Source organism: Streptomyces sp. NPDC002044 (assembly GCF_040296725.1).
GTDB lineage: Bacteria > Actinomycetota > Actinomycetes > Streptomycetales > Streptomycetaceae > Streptomyces > Streptomyces antarcticus.
Window position 1 is genome coordinate 1 of the sequence record NZ_JBEOXU010000096.1, and the last position, 24751, is coordinate 24751.

Consider the following 24751-nt stretch of genomic DNA (forward strand, 5'->3'; position numbering starts at 1 on the left):
CTGGAAGAGACCGGCCAGGCCGCCTACGACGTCCACCGCAACCTCCACCAGGGCAAGGTCGGCGTCCTCGCCCTGGCCCCCGAAGAGGGCCTGGGGATCTCCGATCAGGAGATGCGTGCCCGGCACAGCGACGCGATCAACCGCTTCCGGACCGCCTGATCGGTTGGGCCACGGCTCCGGCACGAGGCCCCGCGCGCTCGATCCCGCCGCAGCCGAAGCCGGGCACCCCCCGCCGTCGTCAGCTGAGTCAACCCGAGGGAGCAGATCCCGCATGTCCTTCAGCAACCGGTATCTCGACCGTTCCAGGGCCGGAGCGTTCGGTTCCGTGGCCCTCCAGTACGACCGCTACCGACCTGCCTACCCGGAGGCGCTCATCGACCGCCTCCTGGCGTCGTCACCGGCCACGGCGCTCGACATCGGTTGTGGCACGGGCAAGGTCGCGGCGGCGCTCGGCGCGCGCGGTCTCACCGTTCTCGGACTTGAACCCGACGCGCGAATGGCCCAGTTGGCGCGGGCCAAGGGAGTGAACGTCGACGTCGCGATGCTGGAGACGTGGGACGGATCGGGACGGACCTTCGACCTTCTCACCAGCGGGGATTCCTGGCACTGGATCGACCCGGTCGAAGGGCGGCGCAAAGCGGCCGATCTGCTGAACCCGGGGGGCGTCATGGCCCGTTTCTGGAACGTCCACGAGGTCGAGCCGTCCTTCCTGGCGGCCTTCGAAGCCGTCTACCGCGCGTGTGCGCCGGGCGTCACCGTCGCCGGCGGCGTTCCCCGGAGCACCCGGGACGCCACTGATCCCTTCGCGGCCGACGCCGCTTTCGCCTTCTGCGACTCGGACACCTACTGGTGGAGCCTGACACTGACCGCCGAGGAATGGGCCGGCCTGGTCACCACCTTCAGCGACCACCAGCAAATGGAGCCGGAGCGGTTGGCGGCGCTACTCGACGCACTGCGGGCGGAGATCGAACGGCTCGGCGGCACGGTGCGCACCCGGTCCAGGACCTTCGTCCAGCTCGCCCGGCGGGTCTGAGGCCCGGAGCAACCGACAGTGCGAGGGGGAGAGTGGGCATGGTGACGCGCGGGGTGCGCAGAGGTGCGTCCGAACAGGAGAAGTTCCGTGAGGTTCTGGGCCACTTCGCCAGTGGTGTGGTCGCGGTGACGGGCGTGGCGCCCGACGGCAGCCCGGCCGGAATGGCCATCAGCTCGTTCAACGCGGTCTCGCTCGATCCGCTTCTGGTGTCGTTCTGCATCGGACACACCAGCCGGACCTGGCCGCTCCTCCTCGCGTCGGACCGCATTTGCATCAACATCCTGAGCGAGCACCAACAGCACGTCTCCGCCTGCCTGTCCCGCAGCGGCGGCCAGAAGTTCGGCGAGCTGGCGTGGACCAGCTCGCCGGGCGGGCTGCCGCTGCTCGACGGCGCCCTCGCGTGGCTGGAGGGCACGGTCGACGCGCAGCACCGGGCCGGGGACCACGACATCGTCGTCGCCAAGGTCCGTCGTCTCGACGTCGCAGAGAGGTCGGGTCCCCTGATCCACTACCGTGGCGCCTACCGACGCCTGGCACCGTCCTGACGTCAGGAGGGACCGTGCCCGGCGCTCGGCTCCCCTGTCACGCGAGACTCCATACACCGGTTCCCAGCAGGCTCTTGATCTCGGACGCCACGGTGTCGGGGTCGATGAGGAAACCGAGTTCGTACACCGTCGTCTTCTCGCGTCCCACGACCTTCAGGCGTACCGGGGTCTGTCCGGGGTGGCTCCTGAAGGAGTGCTTCATTTCGGCGATGATCTTCGGCTTGATCTTCGACTCCGCGACCGTGATCAGGATCGGAGAGAGGCCACCGTGTTCGGCCGAGGAGATGTCGAGCGCCTGGACCGCCTCACCGAACACCGAGATCGTACCGTCGCGCTCGTTCAGCCGACCGCTGACGGAGATGACGTTGTCCTCGATGAGTTCGTGCTGCACCAGCATGTAGGCCTTGGGGAAGAACAGCACCTCCATCTCGGCGTCACGGTCCGCCAGACTGATGATCGCCCACGCGTTCCCGCCCTTGTTGATCCGCTTGTCCACCGAGGTGATCAGGCCGGCGAGCTTGACCATCCCTTCGGTCCGTCCGGATCCCAGGACGTCCGCCATGGAGGTGTCGCGGTTCCTGGCCAGGATGTGCTCGGCACCGTCCAGCGGGTGGCCTGAGACGTACAGGCCCAGCATTTCGCGTTCCTGGCTGAGCAGTTGCTTGCGCGGCCATTCCCGCTCACCGATGGTGAAGTCCAGGCCGATGCCGGGGACTCCGCTGCCGTCGTCGACGGCCCCGAACAGGTCGTCCTGCCCGATGGCCTGCTGCTTCTTCACCCCGATGACCGACTCGATGGCGTTTTCGGCGACCGCCGCCAGGCCCTGACGGGTGTGCCCGAGCGAGTCGAAGGCCCCTGACCTGATCATGGAGTCGATGGCGCGCTTGTTGCACACCGGCAGGGAGACCTTGTCCAGGAAGTCCGGGAACGAGGTGAACTTGCCCTGCTCGGCTCGTGAGGCCATCAGGGATTCGATCACCGGCAGGCCCACGTTCCTGACCGCCTGGAGGCCGAAGCGCACGTCGTCTCCGACGGCTGTGAAGTCGGCGACGGACTCGTTGACGTCCGGAGAGAGAACCCTGATGCCCTTGGACCGGGCGTCGGCCAGGTACACGGCGGACTTGTCCTTGTCGTCACCCACCGACGTCAGCAGCGCCGCCATGTACTCGGCTGGATAGTTCGCCTTCAGGTACGCGGTCCAGTACGAGACGAGGCCGTACGCGGCGGAGTGCGACTTGTTGAAGCCGTATCCGGAGAACGGAAGCATGACGTCCCAGACGGCCTGGCACGCCTCGTCCGAGAAGCCGCGTTCGTTCATGCCCGAGTGGAACTTCTCGAACTCCGCCGCCAGCACCTCCGGCTTCTTCTTGCCCATCGCCCGTCGCAGCAGGTCGGCCCCGCCGAAGGAGTACCCGGCCAGCTCGCGGGCGATGGCCATCACCTGCTCCTGGTACACGAGCAGGTGATAGGTGAGGCCGAGGATCGGCTCCAGCGCGTCCTTCAGCTCGGGATGGACCGGCAGGACCTCCTGCCGGCCGTTCTTGCGGTGCGCGTAGTTGATGTGGGTGTTGGCACCCATCGGCCCCGGACGATAGAGAGCACCGACCGCGGAGAGGTCCTCGAACTGGTTCGGCACCATCAGGCGCAGCAGCTGGCGCATCGCCGCACCGTCGAGCTGGAACACCCCCAGCGTGTCGCCTCGTGCCAGGAGTTCGTACGTCTTCTTGTCGTCGAGCGGAATCTTGGCCGTCTCGATCCTCACGCCACGGTTCTGCTCGATCGTCTTGATCGCGTGATCGATGATGCCGAGGTTGCGAAGGCCCAGGAAGTCCATCTTGATCAGGCCCAGGTTCTCACAGGACGGGTAGTCGAACCCTGTGAGCATCACCCCGTCCTTGGCCCGCATGTGCAGCGGAACCAGGTCGATCAGGGGCTCCGAGGATAAGATGACCGCTGCCGCGTGGACCCCGGTTCCACGGACCAGCCCTTCGATTCCGAGGCCCGTCTCGTAGATCTTCCGTACGTCGGGCTCGTTCTCGATCATCGACCGGATCTCCGCGCCCTCGCTGTAGCGCGCGTGATCCTTCTCGAACAGTTTGGCCAGCGGAACGCCCTTGCCGTTCGCGTCCGGCGGCATCGCCTTGGTGATCCGGTCACCCATCGCGAAGGGGTACCCGAGGATGCGACTGGCGTCCTTGACCGCGGCCTTGGCCTTGATCGTGCCGAAGGTGTTGACCTGCGCCGTATGGCTGGATCCGTACTTCTCGGTGACGTAGCGCACCATCTGGTCACGCTGACGGTCGTCGAAGTCGAGGTCGACGTCGGGCGGGTTGATCCGCTCGGGATTCAGGAACCGCTCGAACAGGAGGCCGTGCTCCAGCGGGCAGAGTTCGGTGATGCCGGTGGCGTAGGCGACGATCGAGCCGGTCGCGGAGCCACGGCCCGGGCCGAGCGCGATACCGCTCTTCCGGGCGTATTGACAGATGTCGGAGACGACGAGGAAGTAGCTGGAGAACCCCATCGGACCGATGACCTTCATCTCGGTCTCGAACCGGTCAAGGTATTTCTGGGCGACGGGATCGCCGTAGCGGTCCCGGAGCCCGTCCAGGGTCACCTTGCGCAGCCAGGATTCCTGCGTCTCGCCTTCCGGCACCTCGAACTGAGGCATCCGGTCGACGTAGTCGAAGACCTCGTTGTACGGCTCGATCATCTCCGCGATGAGCAGCGTGTTGTCACACGCCTGCGGGAGCTCGCTGAACAGCTCGCGCATCTCGGTCGCGGTCTTCACGTAGTAGCCGGAGCCACTGAACTTGAACCGGTTCGGGTCGTCCTTGTTCTTGCCCACCCCGATGCACAGCAGGGAGTCGTGGGCGTCCGCCTGGTCGGCGGTGACGTAGTGCGAGTCGTTCGTGGCCAGCAGGGGGATGCCAAGGTGGTCGGCCAGTTTGAGCAGGTCGGCACGGACGTCCCGCTCGATGTCGAGGCCGTGGTCCATCAGCTCCAGGAAGTAGTTCTCCTTGCCCAGGATGTCCTGGTAGGACGCTGCGACCTTCACCGCCTCGTCCCACTGGCCCAGGCGCAGGCGGGTCTGCACCGCCCCGGACGGGCAGCCCGTCGTGCCGATGATGCCTTCGGCGTTCTCGGCGATCAGCTCCATGTCCATGCGCGGCTTGCCTGCCGGGAACTGGCCCTCGATGCTGGCGATGGACGACATGCGGAAGAGGTTGCGCAGGCCGTGAGCGTTCTTCGCCCACATGGTCATGTGGGTGAACCTGCCGCCGCCGGAGACGTCCTTGCCGCCTTCGGCACCGTCGGACCCCGCGCCGCGGACCCCGCCCCGGCCCCAGAAGACGGGCTTCTTGTGGTGTCTGGACTCCGGAGCGAGATACGCCTCGATCCCGATGATCGGCTTCACGGCGGTCGTCTTCGCGGTCTGGAAGAACTCGTACGCGCCGAACATGTTCCCGTGGTCCGACATGGCGACCGCCGGCATCCCCTGCCGCTCGGCCTCAGCGATCAGTTTGCCGTTCTTCGCTGCCCCGTCCAGCATCGAGTACTCGGTGTGAACGTGCAGGTGAACGAAACTATCGGCCACGGTGGAGGTACTCCTCGGGCGAGCGGTGGCGGCTGGGAAGCCATCATCCTAGCCCCAACGCCGAGGGCCTCAGAGGGGTTTAGGGGCCCGTCGGGTGCCTTGGCGTGGCGCCTGGCGGCTGCTCGGCCGGCGGTCGGGACCGGGCGGGAGCACGGGCCGGAGCGGTCCCCCGCGGGCCGCGGGGATGACCCTGGCACGGGCTCCGCGGGTCACCCCTTACACCCGTACCGGACCACCCGCCACGTAAAAAACGGACACAGCAACCATTGGCCCGTCTTTTCGAAAGCCAAAAATAGTTCCCCGCGATCAACGCAATCAAACATCTGTCCACAAATAAGTCTGAATATCAATGCCGTGAAGTCCAAATAGTCCCCCTGGGGAGAAAAAATCTTGCGGTTCCAGAAGTCCTCCAGCTAGTCTATAGAACTGATATTCGGCTGAAAACCTGCGAGCTTCGCCCCTTTTTATTTGCCCATTATGCACACACCTGAGTTCTTCATATTCAAACCAAAGCGCCCAGCGAAGGGAGTGGCTGGTGATGGATTTGGCCGCTATTTCAGGAAATGCATCCCCGCAGGTTCGCACATGACCACGCCGCCCGCCTCCATCGACATGAATCGTGCACCCACCACAGACCTCGACGAGCGCAGCCAGGGCGACGACCTCGCCGAACTCACCGACGACTGTCATCCGCCGGCCAAACCGCACAGGTGGCACGAGGAAGTCGCCAAGGTAACCCTGCTGTCGGACCGGGAGTTCCAGGTATTCCGCTTACTTGGCAATGGCAGCTCAAACCGCGGCATCGCACGGAATCTGCGCATCACCGAGCGCACCGCAAAGGCGCACATGTCCCAGATAATGGCGAAGCTCGGTGTGGAGTCACGCCTTCAAGCAGGGCTGGTATCGTACACCTACCAGCTCGCCATTCTCTACGATATTCCACATTTTGGCTTCTGATGCCCGAGGGCGACGAAAATATCCGCTCCGGAGTACAAGCGAGCGAGTTCGCCCGAAAATCCGGCAGATCACATCGAAGTCGAACCAACGAAATCGCGCAGCGCATGAGACCCACAAGACGGGTCGGGGCGGCCGCCGTCGCCCCGGGAGGATCGCCTTCACGGATCGCTCCCGCCCCCTGGGCCGGGCCGCTGGAGTCCCCGCTCAGACCGCATCCCGTCCGGCCGTCACGGCCACGGCGTGGACGAAGGTTCACTTTCCCCGCACCCCGCATCACGCCTAACAATGGTCGTACGCGACATCAAGAGCCCGTTCATCACGCCTGAATGAGGATGGGAAAGCCGCCTTGACCGATACGACACTCCCACCTTCCATATGCCAGCAGCACTTTCCATCAGGGCCGGCTCGGGTCCGCGCCGAAAGGGCCGAAAGCGCCGCAGGGCCCGCGCGGACGGCACGGACGGCACGGACGGCACGGACCGCAGACGGGAGGAGCCGGACGTGAGCAGTGTCAGATGCCACGTCTCGATGTCCCTCGACGGTTTCGTCGCAGGCCCCGACCAGAGCGCGCAGAACCCGGTCGGAGTGGGCGGGAAGCGTCTGTACCCATGGGTGTTCGCCAGCAAGGCGTGGCATGCGCACCAGGGCCGCGAGGGCGGTGAGCGGACCGTCGACTGCGAGGTGATCGAAGAGGTTCTCGACGGGGTCGGCTCCTACATCATGGGCCGGCACATGTTCGGTGGCGGCGAGGGTCCCTGGGACGAGTCCTGGCGCGGCTGGTGGGGCGAGGAGCCGGCCTTCCGCGCACCCGTTTTCGTGCTCACCCATCACCCCCGCGAACCGCTGGTGTTGCGGGGCACCACCTTCACCTTCGTGACCGGGGGTGTCACGGCCGCACTCGAACAGGCCCAACGGGCCGCCGGAGGGCAGGCCGTCTCGATCGCCGGCGGGGCCGCGACCATGCGCCAGTTCCTCGCCGCCGGGCTGCTCGACGAGCTCTACGTCCACCTCGTGCCGGTCGTGCTGGGTGCCGGCGAGCGGCTGCTGCTGGATGTCGGCGATCCGACTCTGCTGCCGGTCAAGGTTGTTCACTCGCCCAGGGCCACCCACGTCAAGTACCGTGTCGTCCGCTGACCGGGGCGGACCGCGAGCGCGGGATCACCGTGACGTCGTCCCGCCGGCCGGCGGGACGGGGACGGTGACCGCGGTCAGCACGAAGCCCGGGCGCACCGCCCATCGCCCGCTGAACCCGCCGAGCGTCGAGTCGCCCCACCGCGGTCCCGGGACCAGGAGCCGGGCTTCGAAGGTCCCCTCGTACGGGTCGAACTCGACGGCGGCCTCCTCGAACCCCAGCGACCTCCCCGTCAGGGGGAACCACGCCTTGTAGACGGATTCCTTCGCACTGAAGAGCAGCAGTTCCCAGGGCACGGCGGGAAGGTGCCTGCGGTACCGGTCCCCTAGCGACCGTTCCTGGCGCGACGAGACCGCCTCGAAGACCCCGGGGGGAACCACGCGTACCCGTTCCACATCCATCCCCAGCGAGAAGAGGTCGCCGCCGCGTGCCACGGCCGCAGCCCGGTAGCCCTCGCAGTGCGTGATCGAACCCCTCACGCCGGGCGGCCACAGGGGTTCTCCGCGGGTCCCCGACAACAAGGGTGCGACGGGGTGGCCGAGCTTCGACAGGGCCTGCCGCGCGCAGCGGCGGCCGGTGGTGAATTCGTTCCTCCGGCTTTCCACGGCGTTGGCGATCAGCGCCTCCTCCGCGGGGAACAGCCCCGGTCCCGGCGGGTCGTCCACGGCCGACACCACGTGCACCGGGTACGGCAGCAGTTGCTCGATCACGGTGCCCCGCCGCCGGGGAAGACCTCGCGCAACAGCGGATCCGGCTTGCCCCGGCGTGTCCACTCCCTCGGGTAGCCCAGCGAGACTTCCCGGTGCGGCACCCCGTCGTGCCAGGTGACGCGGGGGATGTGCAGGTGTCCGTAGATCACGGCGGCCGCTCTGTACCGCACGTGCCAGTCCGCCGTGGCCGAGGTGCCGCACCAGAGGGCGAACTCGGGGTAGCGGAGCACCGCGGTGGGTTCGCGGAGCAGGGGAAAGTGGTTGACCAGCACGGTGGGCACGTCCGGGTCGCAGGCATCGAGCCGCTCGCGGGTGTACGCGAGCCTGGCGCGGCACCAGGCCGCCCGGCTCGGGTACGGGTCGGGGTGGAGCAGGTACTCGTCCGTGCAGACCACACCGGCCTGGTGGGCCTTGCGGAGGCCCTCCTCCCCGTTCCGGGTTCCGGCGGGCAGGAAGCTGTAGTCGTAGAGGACGAACAGCGGTGCCACGGTCACCGGCCCGCCGGCCCCGGTCCAGACCCGGTAGGGATCCTCCGGGGTCAGCACCCCCAGCGAGCGGCACCTCTCGACCAGGTGGAGGTAGCGGTCCCTCCCGCGCAGCGTGACCGGGTCCTCCTGGTGCGTCCACAGCTCGTGGTTGCCCGGGACCCAGACCACCGTGTGGAAACGGTCGGCCAACAGCCCCAGCGCCCATTCGACGTCGGCGGCCTTCTCCGCGATGTCACCGGCGACCAGAAGCCAGTCGTCCCGGTGCCGCGGATGGATGCCCTCCACGATCTGCCGGTTCTGCTCGTACGCCACGTGCAGATCGCTGACCGCGTACAGCCTGCCGCCCGATGAGCCTGCTCCACGGTCCACGGCTGATCCCGCACCTACACCAGGTCCGAAATACGGGGGTACCGGTCGTCGGGCAGCAGCTGGCCGGGTTCCAGTTCCTTGTCCAGGTGGAGGTGGCCGGGACGCGGCTGGAATACCGCCTGCTCCCCGGTGTAGGAGGTGATGAATGCGAGCCGCACTTCCTCGGACCTGTTCCCGCCGCTCGCGTGTCCCACCGTGCTCTGATGAAAGGTGACGTCGCCGGCGCGCACCGGAACCGTGACCCGGGGGCCCCATTCCAATTCCGGCCATTCGGTGAACATATAGGTCGTCGGATTGCTCTTCGCGATGACCGTATCGGCTCGATGCGGGCCGGGGCGCTTGTGCGAGTTGGGCAGGAAGATCAGGCATCCGCGTTCGACCGGTACGTCCACCAAGGCGATCCAGGCGTTCACGTTCACCGGCGAGTCGAGCGGAGTGAAGGTGAGGTCCTCGTGCCAGATGGTGGGCACCTCGTCGTGCGGATGCTTCGCGTACGCCTGCCCGCTCCACACGCGCAACGGCGTACCCGTCAGCTGCTCGGCCACGGCGCCGACCCGGGGATGGCGGACCAGACCGCTCACGCTGTCGTGCTTCCACCAGGGGTCCGACGTGGTCCTGAGGGCCGTGCGCCCCCCGCCCATGCCGGCCTTCCTGCCGTCGCTCTCGATCGTGTCCAACGCGATCTCGCGCCACCGGGCCACCTCGTCCGCGGGAATCAGTCCCGGGACGTGTGTGAAGCCGTATTCCCGGAAGTTGCTCACGTATTCTTCGGCAACGGTGTAGGGAGCGTTCTTGGGTGTCGTTTCGGTCACGTCAGCTTCCCATCATCTTTGGGCATTCCTTGCGAATGGTCTATTTTCTAGCCGCGATGCCCACTCGATGTACAGTGGACTTTCGTTCATCGCACCGGACGCACCGGAAGATTGCTCAAGAATCACGCCGGCCGGTCTCCGGTGATCATTCGAGCGTGCGGCTTCGCTGCATCGTGCCGAAATCGCCGTACGGGTATCCCGCCGGCCGGGGATCGCTCGCCTCGTTCAACAGCGCCAGGTCGCTCTCGTCCAGCACGACGTCGCGGGCCGCGAGGTTGCTCTCGAGCTGCCGGGCGTCACGGGCGCCGAGCACGACCCCGCTCACCCCCGGGCGCGCCGCCACCCATGCCAGTGCCACCGCGGCGGGCGTGACCTCCCGGGCAGCGGCCAGGTCGCGGAGTATCTTCAGCACGTCCCAGGTGCGGTCCCGTTCGGTGTGGGCCCGATAGAGGGCGTTGACGTAGTTGTCGTGCATCTTTCCGCGTTCCATCCGGTCGGTGAACCGCGCCTCTCCTTCCGGACTCCGGTGCGGGGAGTACTTGTCGGTGAGCAGTCCGCCGGAGAGCGGCGACCACGCCATCAGGCCCATGCCGTTGTCCCGGCCGGCCGGGATGATCTCCCATTCGACCTCTCGGCACAGGAGGTTGTACTGCGCCTGATAGGTGACCGGGCCGGCCAGGCCCAGCTCCTTGGCCAGGGCGACGGACTTCTGGATCTGCCACCCGGTGAAGTTGGACAGCCCGACGTACTGGATCTTTCCCTGGCTGACGGCGGAGTCCAGAAAGGACAGCGTCTCCTCCAGCGGTGTCAGCGGGTCCCACGTGTGCATCTGGTAGAGCGTCACCGAGTCGACACCGAGCCGCCTCAGCGACTGGTCCAGTGCGCGGCTGAGGTTGTGCCTGGTGTTGCCCCATTCGTTCATCGCCGCGCTCGTCGTGTAGCCGCCGCCCTTCGTGGAGAGCAGCAGACGCCCGCGCTTCTCGGTGGACTGCTTGCGCAGCCACCATCCGACGATCTGTTCACTCCGCCCGTCGGCATAGGCGTCCGCGGTGTCCACCATCAGGCCGCCCAGCTCGGTGAAGGTGTCGAGCACCCGTCCGGCCTCGGCCTCGTCGGCACTTTCGCCGAACGTCGCGGTGCCGAGCGCGTACACCGACGTGCCGACGCCGCTGGCGCCGAGCAATACGTGTCTCATCAGTTCCGACCTCACTGGCTCATGCGCGGGCGTGCCGGTGCGCCGCCCAGGCCGCGGCGGCGTCCCTCAGGCGGTATGTCATGGTGTTGGGGTGGTTGGCGCCGATGTCCTGCCAGTAGCGGGCCAGCACGGAGGAGAAGACGTCGAGCGCACCGTCCGGAGCGGCGGACCACGAGCGCACCTTCGCCGCCCATCGTTCCGCTTCCTGGGCCGGGTGCCCGGAATAGACCAGCCAGACGACCCAGCACGCCGGGTCGATCCACACGGGGCCGCGGGCGGCCATGGCCCAGTCGACCACGTGCATCCGGTGGTCCGGAGTGACGAGCAGGTTGGTGTGGTGCCAGTCGGTGTGCAGCAGGGAGTCGCCGCGCAGCAGCGCGGCGTCCGTCTGCCGGTCGGTGTAGCCGGACCACCGGTCCTCCGCCGAGGGCAGATCCGGCCCCGGAGCGCTGATCCGTGCCAGCTCGGCCATGGTCGCGACCACGAGCGGCAGGTCACCGGACGACTGGCCGAAGTCGGCGGTCCGGCCTTCCGTGTGAGCGAAGCCGAGTACGTCCCACCCGTCGGTGACGACCCGCCAGAGCAGCCGCGGGCCGATGGAACTGACGTGCGGGTTCACCGCCGCCTCGGTCTGCTGGGTCCGCGCGAGCCCGTCACGGTCGCGCATTCCCTTGACGAAGATCCGTCCCCGCTCCGTGTCCAGTGTTGCGGCTATGTGGCTGCTGTATCCGGTTTCCGCTGGTACGACGCGGTCGATCCGACCGGTGCGCTCCCCTATCGCGGTGAGCACCGTGCCGGGCAGCACGTCCCAGTGCTGTCTCAACGAGACGGCGCGGGGGGACAGGGTGCCCGGATCGACCACGTTCTGGGCCTGGTCCATCGACCTATTCCGAGTCGAGGTCGATGGCCAGGGCCGGGCACGTGTATGCCGCCTGCTCGACCTCGTCCTCTCCCTCCCCCGACGGCCGGTCGTCCAGGACGATCGCGATGCCCCTCTCGTCCTGGTCGAACCAGTCGGGCGCGGCGAGTACGCACAAGCCCGACCCGACGCACTTGTCTCTGTCCAGGTGAATCCGCACAGTGAGACTTCTCCTTGCCGAAGCGCTACCAGGCCACCGGGAGTTCGTTCACCCCGTAGATGGCCAATCCGAGTTTGTAGGACAGCTGGTCCGCCGGGACCGTCAGTGCGAGCGTGGGAATGCGCCGGTACAGGGTGCCGTAGACCACCTGCAGCAGCACGCGGGAGAGCTGCTGGCCGAGGCACTGGTGGACACCGAAGCCGAAGGCCAGGTGATGCCTCGCGTCACGGTTCAGGTCGAGCACGTCGGGATCGCCGTCGAACGCGCTCGGGTCGTGGTTGGCGGTGTCGGTCGCGACGATGATGCCCTCGCCGGAGCGGATCAGCACCCCGCCGATGTCGATGTCGTCGGTCGCGACCCGGCGCCTGCCCAGGTGCGCGACGCTGAGGTAACGCAGCAGTTCCTCCACCGCGTTCGCGATGAACTTGGGGTCGCGCGATGCGCGGATGAGGGCGAGCTGGTCGGGGTTGGCCAGCAGCGCCATGGTGCCCAGGGTGGTCATGTGGGCGGTCGCGCCGTGGCCGGCCGCCATCAGCAGCAGCGCCGTGGCGACGATCTCCTCGTCCGGCAGTTCACCGGCGCTGACCAGATGCCCGATGACGCCGTCACCCGGGTCGGTCTTGCTCCGCTCGACGAGCGAGCGGAGCAGGGCCCGCATGTCGTCGACCGCCTTGACGTTGTCCTCCGGCGTCGATGTGGGCGCTGCCATGATCTTGCCCAGCTTCGAGAACCGGACGCCCTCCTCGTCCTGGACGCCGAGGATCTCGCAGATGGCGGTGGAGGACATCGGCACCGCGAGCCGGCTGAACAGGTCCGCGCTGTTGCCGCCCGCCAGCATGTCGTCGATCAGGCGATCGACCATGCCCTGGAACTTGGGGCGGAGCAGCTCCATCCTCCGGTTCGCGAAGTCACCGGTCACCATGCGGCGCAGGAGCGCGTGCTCGGGGTCGTCCATGGTGGGCATGGACCGGTTGCGCCTGTGGAAGATCTTCGCCTGCGGTGCGGCGAAGGTGTAGCCGGGAAGGGACTGGTCGGAGCTGACCCTCGGATCGGTCAGCACCGCCCGGGCCTCGGCGTATCCGGTGATCAGCCAAGCCTCGTTGCCGTCCCAGATCCGTACCCGGGACACGGGCCTGTCCGCGGAGATCTTCTGGAGCTCTGGAGGTAGGTCAAGGGGGCACTTGGCCGCCCTCTCCATGGGATAGAAAGGCACTTCCGCCGACGTCGACATACCTTCAGTCCTACTCAGGCTGCCACCGTACGTAAATTGAACCTTTGTACATCCGATCCTCCGGCATGTACGAAGGTGCACTTTACGTGGGGAAGTGCGACTCCGTAAAAATGACCTCCGTAGTCTGTTTCTGGTCAGCTGATCATGGGGGTTTGATGCAACGTCTGGCCCGACGACGTCCACTTTCCCTCAGTTATCTGTACGTTCCCGGACATCAACCGGAACGCATTGAGCGAGCCTATTCATCAGACGCGGGCGCAATCGTTCTCGACCTCGAGGACGGCGTGCCGAGCCCGCAGAAATCCCATGCGCGCGAGGTCGTGGCCCAGGTCACCTCGGCGCCCACGGCCAAGCCGACGTTCGTCCGGGTGAACTCGATGGCGACCGGCCTGTGCAAAGACGATGTGCTGGCCGTGGCCGGAGCCGGCCTCGACGGTGTCCGCGTCCCGAAAGTGGAACACATCGCGGACGTCGCCCAGATCGCGGAACTGCTGACCACGGCCGGCCACCCGGCCGCCCTTCACCTGCTCCTGGAGTCGGCCTTCGCCCTGGAGTCCGCGTTCGCCCTCGCCGCCGCCTCGCCACTGGTCGAGATGCTCGGGCTCGGCGAGTCGGACCTGCGGGTGAACCTCGGCTGTGACCTCGAGGGGCAGACGATGGACGCCAGCCGGATCAGGGTCATCCACGCTTCCCGCGCGGCGGACCTCATCAGCCCGTGCCAGAGCGTGTACGCCGAGGTGCGCGATCCCGAGGGGCTGCGGCGCAGCTGCGAGCACGGCAGGAGCCTCGGTTTCTTCGGGCGCATGGCCATTCACCCGGCCCAGCTTCCGATCATCCACGAGGTGTACAAGCCGACCTCCGAGGAGATAGCCGAGGCGTACGAGATCTGCGCGGCCGCGGACCTCGCGCGGGAGCACAACGTGTCGGTCGTCGTGTCGTCCAGGCAGCGGCTGGTCGCGCCGCCGATCGTCGCCAACGCCAAACGCGTACTGGAGCTCTCCCGCTCGCTCGGTCTCATCGAGGACCCGTCGTGAGCGCCCGGCACACGACCTCCGACGCGCTGCTCGGCGCGGTGGCGCGCGGGGTGGACGTGCTCGACCTGTCGCATCCGCTGGCCAACGGGATGCCCTGTTCACCCAACCACCCGGGTTTCCGGATGGCGTTGGCCCGCCGGCACGGCGACATGGTGCGCGCGGACGGCGGCTCGTCGGCGAACGAGATCATCGTCACCGGGGGCCACGTCGGTACGCACATCGACGCGCTCGCGCACGTGTCGCACGACGGGAAGCTGTACGGCGGCCACGAGGCCGCGCGGGCGCAGAACAGCGCCGGGTTCTCGGTCCTCGGCGTCGAGACGATAGAACCGATGGTGTGCCGTGGCGTGTTCCTGGACGTCGCGGGACTCCACGGCGTCGCCTGCCTTCCCGACGGCTACGGCATCACGGTGGCGGACCTGGAGGCCGCGGGGGTCCTTCCGGAGCCGGGCGACGTCTGCCTGATCCGGACCGGCTGGAGCCGGTGGTGGCCGGAGCCCGAGCGCTACCTGGGCTTCGGTGCCGGAGTGCCGGGGGTGACGGCCCGGGCCGCCGAGTGGCTCGCGGACCGGGGCGTCCGCGCCGCCGGTACCGACACCACCGCATTCGAGCAGATTCATGCCGGTCAGGGGCACGCGGTCATGCCCGTCCACCGAATCCTGCTGGTGGACCACGGTATCCACATCATCGAGAACATGCGCTTCGACGAACTTGTGGACCATCAGGTCAGTGAATTCACTTTCGTCCTTTCACCACTGCGTATTACCGGTGCCACCGGATCCCCGGTCCGCCCCCTCGCACTCATCGGCAAGTGAGGAAATGTGTCTCAGAAAAAGGACCGACCCGCGGATTTCAACCTCTTCTCTCCCCCTGCCGCGGAGAATCCATTCACGGTGTACGACGACATGCGCGGGCAGTGCCCGGTGGCACACAGCGAAGAGCTGGGCGGTTACTGGATCGCCACGACCCATCAGGCGGTCAGTGACATCGCCAAGAACCCCGCCCTGTTCTCGTCCGTCTCCATCAGCGTGCCGAAGGACGCCTTCGGCGCCGATCTGGCGGAGCGGCCGCCGATCACGCTCGACCCGCCGCGGCACGGGCCGTTCCGTTCCACCCTCCTGCCCGCCTTCAGCCCGCGGCAGATCCGGGCGCTGGAGCCGTTCGTCCGGGAGCACGCCCGCGAGCTGCTGGCGGAGATCGCACCGCTCGACCGCTGCGACGCGGCCGCCGCCTACGCGAAGAAGATCCCCTCCCGGTTGATGGCCCGGATGATGGGCTGCACCGACGACCGGCAGGAGGAGTTCGGGGAGCGGATGCGCGCGATCCTCGACTCCAATGAGATGGACGAGATCCGGGAAGCCATGGCGGAGACCCAGGTCTTCCTCGACGAGCTCGTGGCCGAACGTCTCGAAGAGCCGCGCGATGACGTGGTGAGCTGCATCCTGTCCGCCGAGATCGACGGCCGCAAACTCACCGAGGGCCAGCTGACCGGCGCGCTCGTACTGATCATCACCGCGGGCATCGACACCACGTGGAGCGCCATCGGCAGCAGCCTGTGGCACCTGGCCCGGCACCCGGAGGACCGCGCCCGGCTGGTGGCCGCCCCGGAACTCATCCCGGCCGCCGTCGAGGAGTTCCTGCGGGCCTTCTCCCCGGTACAGATCGCCAGGGTCGTCACCGAGGACACCGAGTTCCACGGCGTCAAGCTGTCGGAGGGCGATTCCATCCTGATGGGGCTGCCGTCGGCGAACCGGGACGCCGGCGAGTTCCCCGACGCGGACGGCATCGTCCTGGACCGGGAGGTGAACAGGCACCTGGCGTTCGGTGTCGGCATCCACCGCTGCATCGGCTCCTCGATCGCCCGGATGGAGATGCGGGTGGCTCTGGAGGAGTGGCTCCGTGTCATCCCCGAGTTCTCCCTCGCCCCCGGCGACGCCGTGGCCTGGTCCACCGGCCACGTGTGGGGGCCCCGCAAGCTCGACCTGCTGCTGGGAGGGTGACGTGCAGGTCCGGCTGAACACCGAGCGGTGCCAGGGCCACCTGCGGTGCATGGACCTGGCACCGGAGATCTTCGACTGCGACGACCTCGGATACGGCGTCATCACACTCGACGGGCCCGTACCCGCCGAGCTGGAGCAGACCGTACGACGCTGTGCCGCCAACTGCCCGGAAAGCGCCATCAGCTTCCGGTGAAGAGCGCACGGCCATCAATCTCGGAAAAGGGGAGCAGGAGTGTCGTCAGGGAGTGAGGAATCCACCGCCCGGTCGCAGGAAGCCCAGGTGCGCGACCGCGAGGGTGACATCGCGGTCGTCGGGCTGTCCTGCCGGTTCCCCGGGGCCGACGGCCCAGCAGCACTGTGGTCGTTGCTGACCTCGGGCGAAGCGGTTGACTCCCCTGTTCCGGCGGGGCGCTGGGACGCGGCACTTCTCGCGGGACTCACCGAGGCGGAGGCGAGGACCGTCCGGCAGGGCTCCTTCCTCGGTGACGTCGCCGGGTTCGACGCCGGCTTCTTCGGCATCTCCCCCCGCGAGGCCGCCATGATGGACCCTCAGCAGCGGTTGATGCTGGAGCTCGGCTGGGAGGCTCTGGAGGACGCGGGGATCCCGCGGACCGCGTTCGGCGAGGCCGGCGTCTTCGTCGGGGTGGCCGGAGACGACTACACCTCGCTGATCCGCGCGCAGACGCCGGACGCGATCACCGCGCACACCTTCACCGGATCGCTGCGCGGGATCATCGCCAACCGCGTGTCGTACTTCCTCAAGGCCAAGGGCCCCAGCCTCGTGGTGGACTCGGGGCAGTCCTCGTCGCTCCTCGCGGTCCACCTGGCCGCGGAGAGCCTGCGCCGCGGTGACTGCGACATCGCGATAGCGGGCGGCGTCACCCTGCGCCTCACCCCCCACCATTCGATCGCCGCGCTGCGCTTCGGCGCCTTGTCGCCCGACGGCCGCTGCCACGTCTTCGACGATCGTGCGAACGGCTTCGCCCAGGGCGAGGGCGGTGGCGCCGTCATCCTGAAGCCACGGGCGGCCGCGGTCGCGGACGGTGACGACATCTACTGCGTCATCCGCGGCAGTGCGGTCAACAACGACGGTGGCGGCGACCAGCTCTCCACCCCCACCGTACGGGCCCAGGCCGAGGCGATACGCGCCGCGCACCGCCAGGGGAACACCGACCCCGGCGCCGTCTCCTACGTCGAACTGCACGGCACCGGTACGAAGGCCGGTGATCCGGTCGAGGCCGCGGCGCTCGGCGAGGTCATCGGCGCCGTCCGCGACCCCGGCGACTGCCTGCGCGTCGGCTCGGTCAAGTCGAACATCGGGCATCTGGAGGCCGCGGCCGGCATCGCCGGGCTGATCAAGACCGCGCTGATCATCCACAAGGGCACGTTCGTTCCCACCGCCGGATTCGGCACGCCCAGCGAGAGCATCCCGTTCCGGGAGCTGAACCTCCGGGTCCAGACGTCCGTCGAGCCGGTGCCGGACGGCTCGGCGCTCTTCGGTGTGAGCTCCTTCGGTGTCGGCGGCACGAACTGTCACGTCACCCTGTCGGCGTGGTCGCCGGCCCCGGCGCGGCCCGGTCCGGCCCGGGCCGCCGGGCCGCTGCCGCGGGTGCTGTCCGCGGCGAGCCCGGCGGCGCTGCGGGAGCAGGCGGCCCGGCTGGCGGCGGCGCCGCCCGGCCGGCCGCTGGACGTCGGCTGGTCACTGGTCACAGCGAGGTCCGTGCACGAGCACCGCGCCGTGGTGCTCGGCGCGGACGGCGCCGGCTTCGGCGGGGCGGTGGCGGGTCTGGCGGCCCTGGCGGCAGCCGAACCGTCGGAGCAGGTGCGCACCGGACGAGCCGTGTCCTCCAGTGGCCCCGTGTTCGTCTTCCCCGGCCAGGGGTCGCAATGGATCGGCATGGCGGGCGCTCTGCTGGACACCTCAACGGTGTTCGCCGACGCCGTCCGGCGGTGTGAGGAGGCCCTCGCGCCCTTCGTGGACTGGTCGCTGCCCGACGTTCTGCGCGGCGAGGGCCCGGATGCGGGGCTGGAACGCGTCGACGTGGTCCAGCCCGCGCTGTGGGCCGTCATGGTCTCGCTGTCCGAGGTGTGGCGTGACATGGGCGTGGAGCCCAGCGGCGTCGTCGGGCACTCCCAAGGGGAAATCGCCGCTGCCTGCGTGGCGGGGATGCTGTCGTTGAGCGACGGCGCGCGGATCGTCGCCCTGCGCAGCCGGATCATCGTCCGTCATCTCGCGGGCAAGGGCGGGATGGCTTCGATCAGCCTGCCCGCCGACGCCGTGCGCGAGGTCCTCGCCGATCACCCGGAGATCAGCCTCGCCGCGTACAACGGACCCCGGTCCACGGTGGTCAGCGGCCCGTCGGGACCACTCGACCGCCTGCTGGACGTCTTGGAGAGCCAGGATGTCCGGGTGCGTGTGCGGCGGGTACCGGTGGACTACGCCTCCCACTCGGTGCACGTCGAGGCGCTGGAGTCCGAGCTGGCCGAGGCGCTCGCGCCGATCGTTCCGCGCCCCGGCGACGTCCCGTTCCACTCGACCGTCACGGGCCGCGAACTGGAGGGCACCGCACTCACACCGGACTACTGGTACCGCAACCTGCGGCAGACGGTGCTGTTCCAGCCCACCGTCGAGGCGCTGTTGCGGCGGCACGACGCGTTCATCGAGCCCAGCCCGCATCCCGTACTGACGGTCAGGATCCAGGAGATCGCCGAGGCGGCGGGCGCCCGGGCCGCGGTCATCGGCACTCTGCGCCGGGACGAGGGCACCGGCACCCGCCTGCTGGCCTCCGCCGGCGAGGCCTGGACGCAGGGTGTCCCCGTTGACTGGGCCAAGCCCTACGCCGGCACGGGCGCCCGGCGCACTCGGCTGCCCGGGTACCCCTTCCAGCGCGGCCACCACTGGTTCGACGCCGTCCGCGACACGGTCGACGAGAACGCCACCGCCCTGTCCCTGAAGCTGCGGGAGGCGGATGCCGACGAACTGGCGGACGTGCTCCTCGACATGGTGCGCCGGCACACCGCCGTGGCACTGGGCTTCCGTGACCCGGCCGAGGTCCGTGACACCGTCCCGTTCCGGGAACAGGGCATGACCTCGGTCGTCGGGGCGGCCGTGTGTGTGGATCTCGCCGCGGCGACGGGCGTTCCCCTTCCCCCGACCGCCGTATTCGACCACCCGACGCCACGGGCGCTGGCCGCCTACCTGGAACTCCGTGTGGGCGGCACGCCGGTACCCGTGACGCCCCGGCCGAAGCCCCGCTCCACGGCGAACACCGTGTCCGCGGCCAACGACCCGGTGGTCGTCGTCGGCATGGCCTGCCGCTACCCGGGAGAGATCACGTCGGCCGACGAACTGTGGCGGCTGGTCGCCGCCGGGCGCGACGCGATCGGCGGCTTCCCGACCGACCGCGGCTGGCACCTCGACGCCGACTCCACCGCCACGTTCCGCGGTGGCTTTCTGCACGACGCCGCCGACTTCGACGCCGACTTCTTCGGCATCTCGCCACGCGAGGCCCTGGCGATGGACCCCCAGCAACGGCTGTTGCTGGAGACCTCCTGGGAGGCCGTCGAACACGCCGGGATCAACCCCGAGACCCTGCGCTCCAGCGACACCGGGGTGTTCATCGGTGCCATGGCCCAGGAGTACGGCTCACGTCTGTACGAATCCCCTGACGGCACCGACGGCTACCGCCTCACGGGCAGCACCTCCAGCGTGGCATCCGGCCGGCTGGCCTACGCGTTCGGGCTGGAGGCGCAGGCCGTCACGGTGGACACCGCGTGCTCCTCGTCTCTCGTGGCGCTGCACCTCGCCACCCGCGCGCTGCTGGACGGGGAGTGCACGATGGCCCTGGCCGGTGGCGTGACGGTGATGTCGTCGCCCGGCCTGTTCGTCGAGTTCAGCAAGCAGGGCGGGCTGTCCGCGGACGGCCGGTGCAAGGCGTTCTCCGGGTCCGCCGACGGCACCGGGTGGGGTGAGGGGGTCGGCGTCGTCCTGCTCGCGCGCCTCTCCGAGGCCCGTCGCAGGGGACACACCGTGCTCGGCGTGATCCGCGGCTCGGCCGTGAACCAGGACGGCGCCTCGAACGGGCTCACCGCGCCGAGCGGCAGCGCTCAGCAGCGCGTCCTCCAGCAGGCGTTGAGCAGCGCCGGTCTGAAGCCGTCCGACGTCGACGCGGTCGAAGGGCACGGCACCGGCACCCGGCTCGGGGATCCCATCGAGGCTCAGGCGCTGCTCGCCACGTACGGCCAAGACCGCGAGACACCGCTGTGGCTGGGATCGCTGAAGTCCAACATCGGCCACACCCAGGCGGCGGCGGGAATCGGCGGCGTCATCAAGATGGTCATGGCGATGCGGCACGGTGTGCTGCCCCGCACGCTGCACGTCGACGAGCCCACTCCCCACGTCGACTGGAACAGCGGCGCGGTCCGGCTCCTCACCGAGTCGATCCCGTGGCCGGACAGCGGCCGGCCGCGTCGGGCCGGTGTCTCCTCCTTCGGTATCAGTGGCACCAACGCCCACGTCGTACTGGAGCAGGCCCCCGAGGAGAGCGTCGACGAGATGCCGCGGCGCTCCGCCCCGGACGTCGACGGCGCGGCTCCCTGGATCCTGTCCGCGCACACCGAAACCGCGCTCCGCAACCAGGCCCGGCGCCTGCACCAGCACCTCACCGCACTGCCCGGGACGGAAACCGCGGACGTCTCCTCCTCCCTCGCGACCACCCGCCGGGCCTTCGACGTGCGCGCGGCCGTCACCGGCGACCGCGCGGGCCGCATGGACGCGCTGCTGGCGCTGGGCAGCGGCCGGCCGGGGGCCGGGCTCGTACAGGCCGGTGCGGGACCGGCGGGGAAGACCGTCTTCGTCTTCCCCGGTCAGGGCTCCCAGTGGGAGGGCATGGCCGCCGAACTCCTGGACACCTCGACCGCCTTCGCCGAGTCGGTCGGACGCTGCGCCGACGCCCTCGCCCCGTTCGTCGACTGGTCGCTGATCGACGTCCTGCGCGGTGAGTCCGGCGCCCCCGGGCTCGACCGCGTCGACGTCGTGCAGCCCGCTCTCTGGGCCGTCATGATCGCCCTCGCCGACACCTGGACCTCGCTGGGGGTCCGTCCGTCCGCCGTGATCGGGCACTCTCAGGGCGAACTCGCCGCCGCGTGCGTGGCCGGCGTCCTCAGCCTCGACGACGGCGCCCGGGTCGTCGCCCTGCGCAGCCAGATCATCGCCCGCAACCTCGCGGGCCAAGGCGGCATGGCATCGGTCGCCCTCCCCGCCGAAACCCTCCGCGCGCTGCTCGCCGCCCATCCCGAGATCGGCATCGCGGCGCTGAACGGCCCCCGGACGACCGTCGTGAGCGGACCGGCGGACGCACTGGACCGCTTCCTGCCCACGCTGGACGCGCGCGTCCGCCGTATCCCGGTCGACTACGCCTCGCATTCCGCGCAGGTGGACGCCATCCGGGACGAGCTTGTGGCGGCACTCGCCCCGATCACCCCTCGCCCGGGTCGCGTCGCGTTCCACTCGACGGTCACCGGCACCCGCCTCGACGGCCCCGAGCTGACCGCCGAGTACTGGCACCGCAACCTGCGCCAGCCCGTCCTGTTCCACCCCACGGTCACGGCGCTCATGGAACACCACGGCACGTTCGTCGAACCCAGCGCGCACCCCGTGCTGACCGCCGCCGTTCAGGAAGCCGCCGAGGACGCCGACGCCACGATCACCTCGTTCGGGACGCTACGGCGCGGCGAGGGCTCGCTCGCACGGCTGCTCTTCTCCGCCGCCGAGGCCTGGACCCGTGGCGTGGCCGTCGACTGGAGCACGGCGCTCCCCGGTGGCCGTCGTCTCGCGCTGCCCACGTATCCCTTCGACCGTGTGCGCTTCTGGCACGAGCCCGCGCAGGCCCCGCCCGCACCGGCGGACGACGACGGCTTCTGGAACGCCGTCGAGGCCGAGGACGAGGGGGCGCTGGCGGCCGTCCTCGGCCTCGACCGGGAACGGCCGCAGTGGCTCGCCCAGGCCCTCCCGGCGATGGCCAGGTGGCGCGACCTGCGCCGGGAGGACGGCCGGCTCGACGGGCTGCGCTACTCGGTGCAATGGAAGCCACTGCCGGCCCTGACTTCCGTGGTCCCCGTCGGCAAGTGGCTGGTCGTGCTGCCGGAAGCCGGCGATCTGCCGTGGAGCGAGGCCCTCCTGCGGGCCCTGACCGCGGCGGGCGCGGACATCGTCGAGTACCGCCTCGACCGTTGCGACCGGCCCGCGGTCGGGAGCCACCTGCAGGACGTGACCGGTGTCCTGTCCCTGCTCGCGTTCGACACGACACCGCACCCGGAGCACTCGGCCGTGACGCGCGGCACCGCCGGAACGCTCGCGCTGATCCAGGCCCTCGCGGACGCCGGCCTGAACACGCCGCTGTGGACCCTGACGTCCGGCGCCATCGGCGTCAGCGGGTCGGACTCCGTACGCGACCCCGTCCAGAATCAGGTGTGGGGGCTCGGCAGGGTCGTGGCGCTGGAGCAGCCGGAACTGTGGGGAGGTCTGCTCGACGTCCCCGCCGAGCCGGATGCCCGATCCGTCGCCCTGGCTCTCGCCGTCCTGGCCCAGTCGGAGGAAGACCAGCTCGCGATCCGCGAGTCCGGCACCTACGCACGCCGGATCGCCCATTCCTCTCCCATGACATCCGGTGCCCGTCAGTCGCGCGGCACCGTCCTGATCACCGGTGGAACCGGGGCACTGGGCGCCCGGGTGGCTCGCTTTCTCGCCCGCGACGGCGCACGCCACCTCGTGCTCGCCGGCTCGCGCGGCCCGGACGCCCCCGGCGCCGACGTCCTCGCTGACGAACTCCGTGAGCTGGGAACGCGGGTCAGCGTCGTCGCCTGCGATGTGGGCGACCGCGACGCGGTCGCGGCGCTGCTCGACGCGTTCCCGGTGACCTCGGTGATCCACGCGGCGGGCACACTCGACGACGCCGTGGTCGGTTCCCTCACCCTCCCGCAGCTCAACCGGGTCCTGCGGGTCAAAGCCGAGGGAGCCCGGCACCTGCACGAGCTGACCCTCGGCCACGATCTCGACGACTTCATCCTCTTCTCCTCCATCTCCGGTGTCCTGGGCATCCCCGGCCAGGGAAACTACGCGCCGGGCAACGCCTACCTCGATGCCCTGGCCGAGCACCGGCGGGCCCTCGGCCTGCCCGCGACCTCGTACGCCTGGGGTCCGTGGGCCGGTGACGGCATGGCGGCGACCGGCTCCGTCGAGGAGCGGCTGAGCCGCCACGGGGTACCCACCCTGGATCCGGACGAGGCGCTCAGCGTCCTGTTCCGGCCCGGGCCCGAGCCGCACGCGACCGTCATGGTCTCCGCGTTCCGGTGGGACCGCTTCCGGCTCGCCTACACCGAGGCCCGTAGGCGTCCGCTCATCGAGGATCTGCCTGAGGTGCTGGCCCTCGCGGTCCCGGAGGCCGCAGGCAGCGCCGAGGTTCCGCTGATCGCCAGGCTGCGGTCGATCACCGCGGCGCAGCGGTCGGCCACCGTTCTCGATGTGGTCCGCGCACAGGTGGCGGCAGTGCTGGGGCACGCCGACGCGGGGCGCATCGACGCGGCACGGCAGTTCCGCGACATCGGTTTCGACTCACTCACGGGCGTCGAGCTGCGCAACCGCCTCCAGGCCGAGACCGGTGTACGGCTGCCCTCCACCCTGGTCTTCGACCATCCGACCCCGGCCGCGGTAGTGAGCTTCCTGCTGTCTGAACTGGTCGGCGCCGAGGAAACCGGCTCCCGTGTCTCCACGGTGGCCGTATCCGACGGCGATGACCCCGTCGTGATCGTCGCGATGGCCTGCCGCTACCCGGGCCAGGCGTACTCTCCCGACGAGCTGTGGCGGTTCGTCGCCGACGGCGGTGACGCGGTGGGCGACTTCCCGACCGACCGTGGCTGGGACCTCGACCGGCTCTCGACGGCGACCCGCCGGGGCGCCTTCCTCTACGATCTGGCCGAGTTCGACGCGGACTTCTTCGGCATCTCGCCACGCGAGGCGCTGGCGATGGACCCGCAGCAACGGCTGTTGCTGGAGACCTCGTGGGAGGCATTCGAACACGCCGGCATCAACCCGCAGGGCGTGGGCGGCAGTGCAACCGGGGTGTTCATCGGCCTGTCCTACCAGGACTACCAGAGCCGGGTGTCCGAGCCGCCGCAGGAGCTTGAGGGGTACCTCCTCACCGGGGCGACGGCCAGTGTCGCGTCCGGCCGGATCGCCTACACCTTCGGTCTGGAGGGGCCGGCGATCACCGTTGACACCGCCTGCTCCTCCTCCCTGGTGGCGACGCACCTCGCAGCCGAGGCGCTACGGCGCGGTGAATGCACCATGGCGCTGGCCGGTGGGGTGGCGCTGATGGCGACACCGCACATGTTCTCCGAGTTCAGCCGACAGCAGGGACTGTCCGTCGACGGCCGGTGCAAGGCGTTCGCAGGCGACGCCGACGGGTTCGGCGCGGGTGAAGGCGTCGGCCTCCTCCTCCTCGAACGCCTCTCCGACGCCCGGCGTAACGGGCACCCCGTCCTCGCCGTCATCCGGGGCTCCGCCGTCAACCA

Annotated in this window: 17 protein-coding genes and 1 pseudogene; 10 read left to right on the plus strand and 8 right to left on the minus strand. The window is 69.2% G+C overall.

What is annotated here, in order from left to right; genetic code table 11:
• The 3 genes and pseudogenes from ABT106_RS22170 to ABT106_RS22180 all read left to right on the plus strand — a co-directional run.
• Positions 1-159 (plus strand): annotated as a pseudogene (locus tag ABT106_RS22170) (crotonyl-CoA carboxylase/reductase); the annotation flags it as partial.
• Between the two features lie 112 nt (positions 160-271).
• The gene (locus ABT106_RS22175) at positions 272-1033 is read left to right on the plus strand and encodes a class I SAM-dependent methyltransferase (protein WP_351279997.1); all 762 of its coding nucleotides are present in this window, start codon (positions 272-274) and stop codon (positions 1031-1033) included.
• Between the two features lie 38 nt (positions 1034-1071).
• A complete protein-coding gene (locus ABT106_RS22180) occupies positions 1072-1578 on the plus strand; it encodes a flavin reductase family protein (RefSeq protein WP_351280000.1) in 507 nt (168 codons plus the stop codon).
• A 37-nt stretch (positions 1579-1615) separates the two neighbouring features.
• On the opposite strand, the gene dnaE is transcribed toward ABT106_RS22180, so the two are convergent.
• Positions 1616-5173: a DNA polymerase III subunit alpha gene (gene dnaE / locus ABT106_RS22185; RefSeq protein WP_351280003.1), complete on the minus strand. Its 3558-nt coding sequence runs from the start codon at positions 5171-5173 to the stop codon at positions 1616-1618.
• A gap of 585 nt (positions 5174-5758) precedes the next feature.
• On the opposite strand from dnaE, the gene ABT106_RS22190 reads away from it, so the two are divergent.
• Together ABT106_RS22190 and ABT106_RS22195 are read left to right on the plus strand one after the other, a co-directional pair.
• A complete protein-coding gene (locus tag ABT106_RS22190) occupies positions 5759-6130 on the plus strand; it encodes a response regulator transcription factor (protein WP_351280005.1) in 372 nt (123 codons plus the stop codon).
• A 501-nt stretch (positions 6131-6631) separates the two neighbouring features.
• On the plus strand, positions 6632-7264 hold the full coding sequence (locus ABT106_RS22195) for a dihydrofolate reductase family protein (RefSeq protein ID WP_351280007.1): 633 nt from the start codon (positions 6632-6634) through the stop codon (positions 7262-7264).
• A gap of 24 nt (positions 7265-7288) precedes the next feature.
• Here ABT106_RS22195 and ABT106_RS22200 read toward each other — a convergent pair whose 3' ends face one another.
• From ABT106_RS22200 to ABT106_RS22230, 7 genes are all read right to left on the minus strand, one after another.
• On the minus strand, positions 7289-7972 hold the full coding sequence (locus tag ABT106_RS22200; protein WP_351280009.1) for a 4'-phosphopantetheinyl transferase family protein: 684 nt from the start codon (positions 7970-7972) through the stop codon (positions 7289-7291).
• Complete coding sequence (locus ABT106_RS22205; protein ID WP_351280011.1) at positions 7969-8829, minus strand: metallophosphoesterase family protein; 861 nt, start codon at positions 8827-8829, stop codon at positions 7969-7971. Before ABT106_RS22205 ends, ABT106_RS22200 begins: the two co-directional genes overlap by 4 nt.
• A 14-nt stretch (positions 8830-8843) precedes the next feature.
• On the minus strand, positions 8844-9641 hold the full coding sequence (locus ABT106_RS22210) for a phytanoyl-CoA dioxygenase family protein (RefSeq protein WP_351280014.1): 798 nt from the start codon (positions 9639-9641) through the stop codon (positions 8844-8846).
• A 145-nt stretch (positions 9642-9786) separates the two neighbouring features.
• Entirely contained in the window at positions 9787-10836 is a 1050-nt protein-coding gene (locus tag ABT106_RS22215) for an aldo/keto reductase (protein ID WP_351280016.1), read from the minus strand.
• 19 nt (positions 10837-10855) lie between these two features.
• On the minus strand, positions 10856-11716 hold the full coding sequence (locus tag ABT106_RS22220; protein WP_351280019.1) for a phosphotransferase: 861 nt from the start codon (positions 11714-11716) through the stop codon (positions 10856-10858).
• A 4-nt stretch (positions 11717-11720) separates the two neighbouring features.
• Positions 11721-11915 carry a ferredoxin gene (locus tag ABT106_RS22225; RefSeq protein ID WP_351280022.1) on the minus strand — a complete coding sequence of 65 codons (195 nt, stop codon included), beginning with the start codon at positions 11913-11915 and terminating at the stop codon, positions 11721-11723.
• A 25-nt stretch (positions 11916-11940) separates the two neighbouring features.
• Entirely contained in the window at positions 11941-13044 is a 1104-nt protein-coding gene (locus ABT106_RS22230; RefSeq protein ID WP_351280025.1) for a cytochrome P450, read from the minus strand.
• Positions 13045-13301: 257 nt separating this feature from the next.
• Between ABT106_RS22230 and ABT106_RS22235 the strand changes: the two genes are divergently transcribed.
• The 5 genes from ABT106_RS22235 to ABT106_RS22255 all read left to right on the plus strand — a co-directional run.
• Positions 13302-14180: an HpcH/HpaI aldolase/citrate lyase family protein gene (locus ABT106_RS22235; RefSeq protein WP_351280028.1), complete on the plus strand. Its 879-nt coding sequence runs from the start codon at positions 13302-13304 to the stop codon at positions 14178-14180.
• Complete coding sequence (locus ABT106_RS22240; RefSeq protein WP_351280030.1) at positions 14177-14995, plus strand: cyclase family protein; 819 nt, start codon at positions 14177-14179, stop codon at positions 14993-14995. The genes ABT106_RS22235 and ABT106_RS22240 overlap by 4 nt, the downstream gene beginning before the upstream one ends.
• 108 nt (positions 14996-15103) lie before the next feature.
• A complete protein-coding gene (locus ABT106_RS22245; protein ID WP_351280033.1) occupies positions 15104-16180 on the plus strand; it encodes a cytochrome P450 in 1077 nt (358 codons plus the stop codon).
• A gap of 1 nt (position 16181) precedes the next feature.
• The gene (locus ABT106_RS22250) at positions 16182-16373 is read left to right on the plus strand and encodes a ferredoxin (RefSeq protein WP_351280035.1); all 192 of its coding nucleotides are present in this window, start codon (positions 16182-16184) and stop codon (positions 16371-16373) included.
• 39 nt (positions 16374-16412) lie between these two features.
• Positions 16413-24751 (plus strand): type I polyketide synthase (locus ABT106_RS22255; protein ID WP_351280037.1); only part of this gene is annotated, 8339 nt, incomplete at its 3' end.

What these genes read in the sequence shown, in the direction of transcription:
- ABT106_RS22175 (WP_351279997.1), top strand. Translation starts at nt 272, where the DNA reads ATGTCCTTCAGCAACCGGTATCTCGACCGTTCCAGGGCCGGAGCGTTC.
- ABT106_RS22180 (WP_351280000.1), top strand. Translation starts at nt 1,072, where the DNA reads ATGGTGACGCGCGGGGTGCGCAGAGGTGCGTCCGAACAGGAGAAGTTC.
- ABT106_RS22220 (WP_351280019.1), bottom strand. Translation starts at nt 11,716, where the DNA reads ATGGACCAGGCCCAGAACGTGGTCGATCCGGGCACCCTGTCCCCCCGC.
- ABT106_RS22190 (WP_351280005.1), top strand. Translation starts at nt 5,759, where the DNA reads ATGACCACGCCGCCCGCCTCCATCGACATGAATCGTGCACCCACCACA.
- ABT106_RS22235 (WP_351280028.1), top strand. Translation starts at nt 13,302, where the DNA reads ATGCAACGTCTGGCCCGACGACGTCCACTTTCCCTCAGTTATCTGTAC.
- ABT106_RS22215 (WP_351280016.1), bottom strand. Translation starts at nt 10,836, where the DNA reads ATGAGACACGTATTGCTCGGCGCCAGCGGCGTCGGCACGTCGGTGTAC.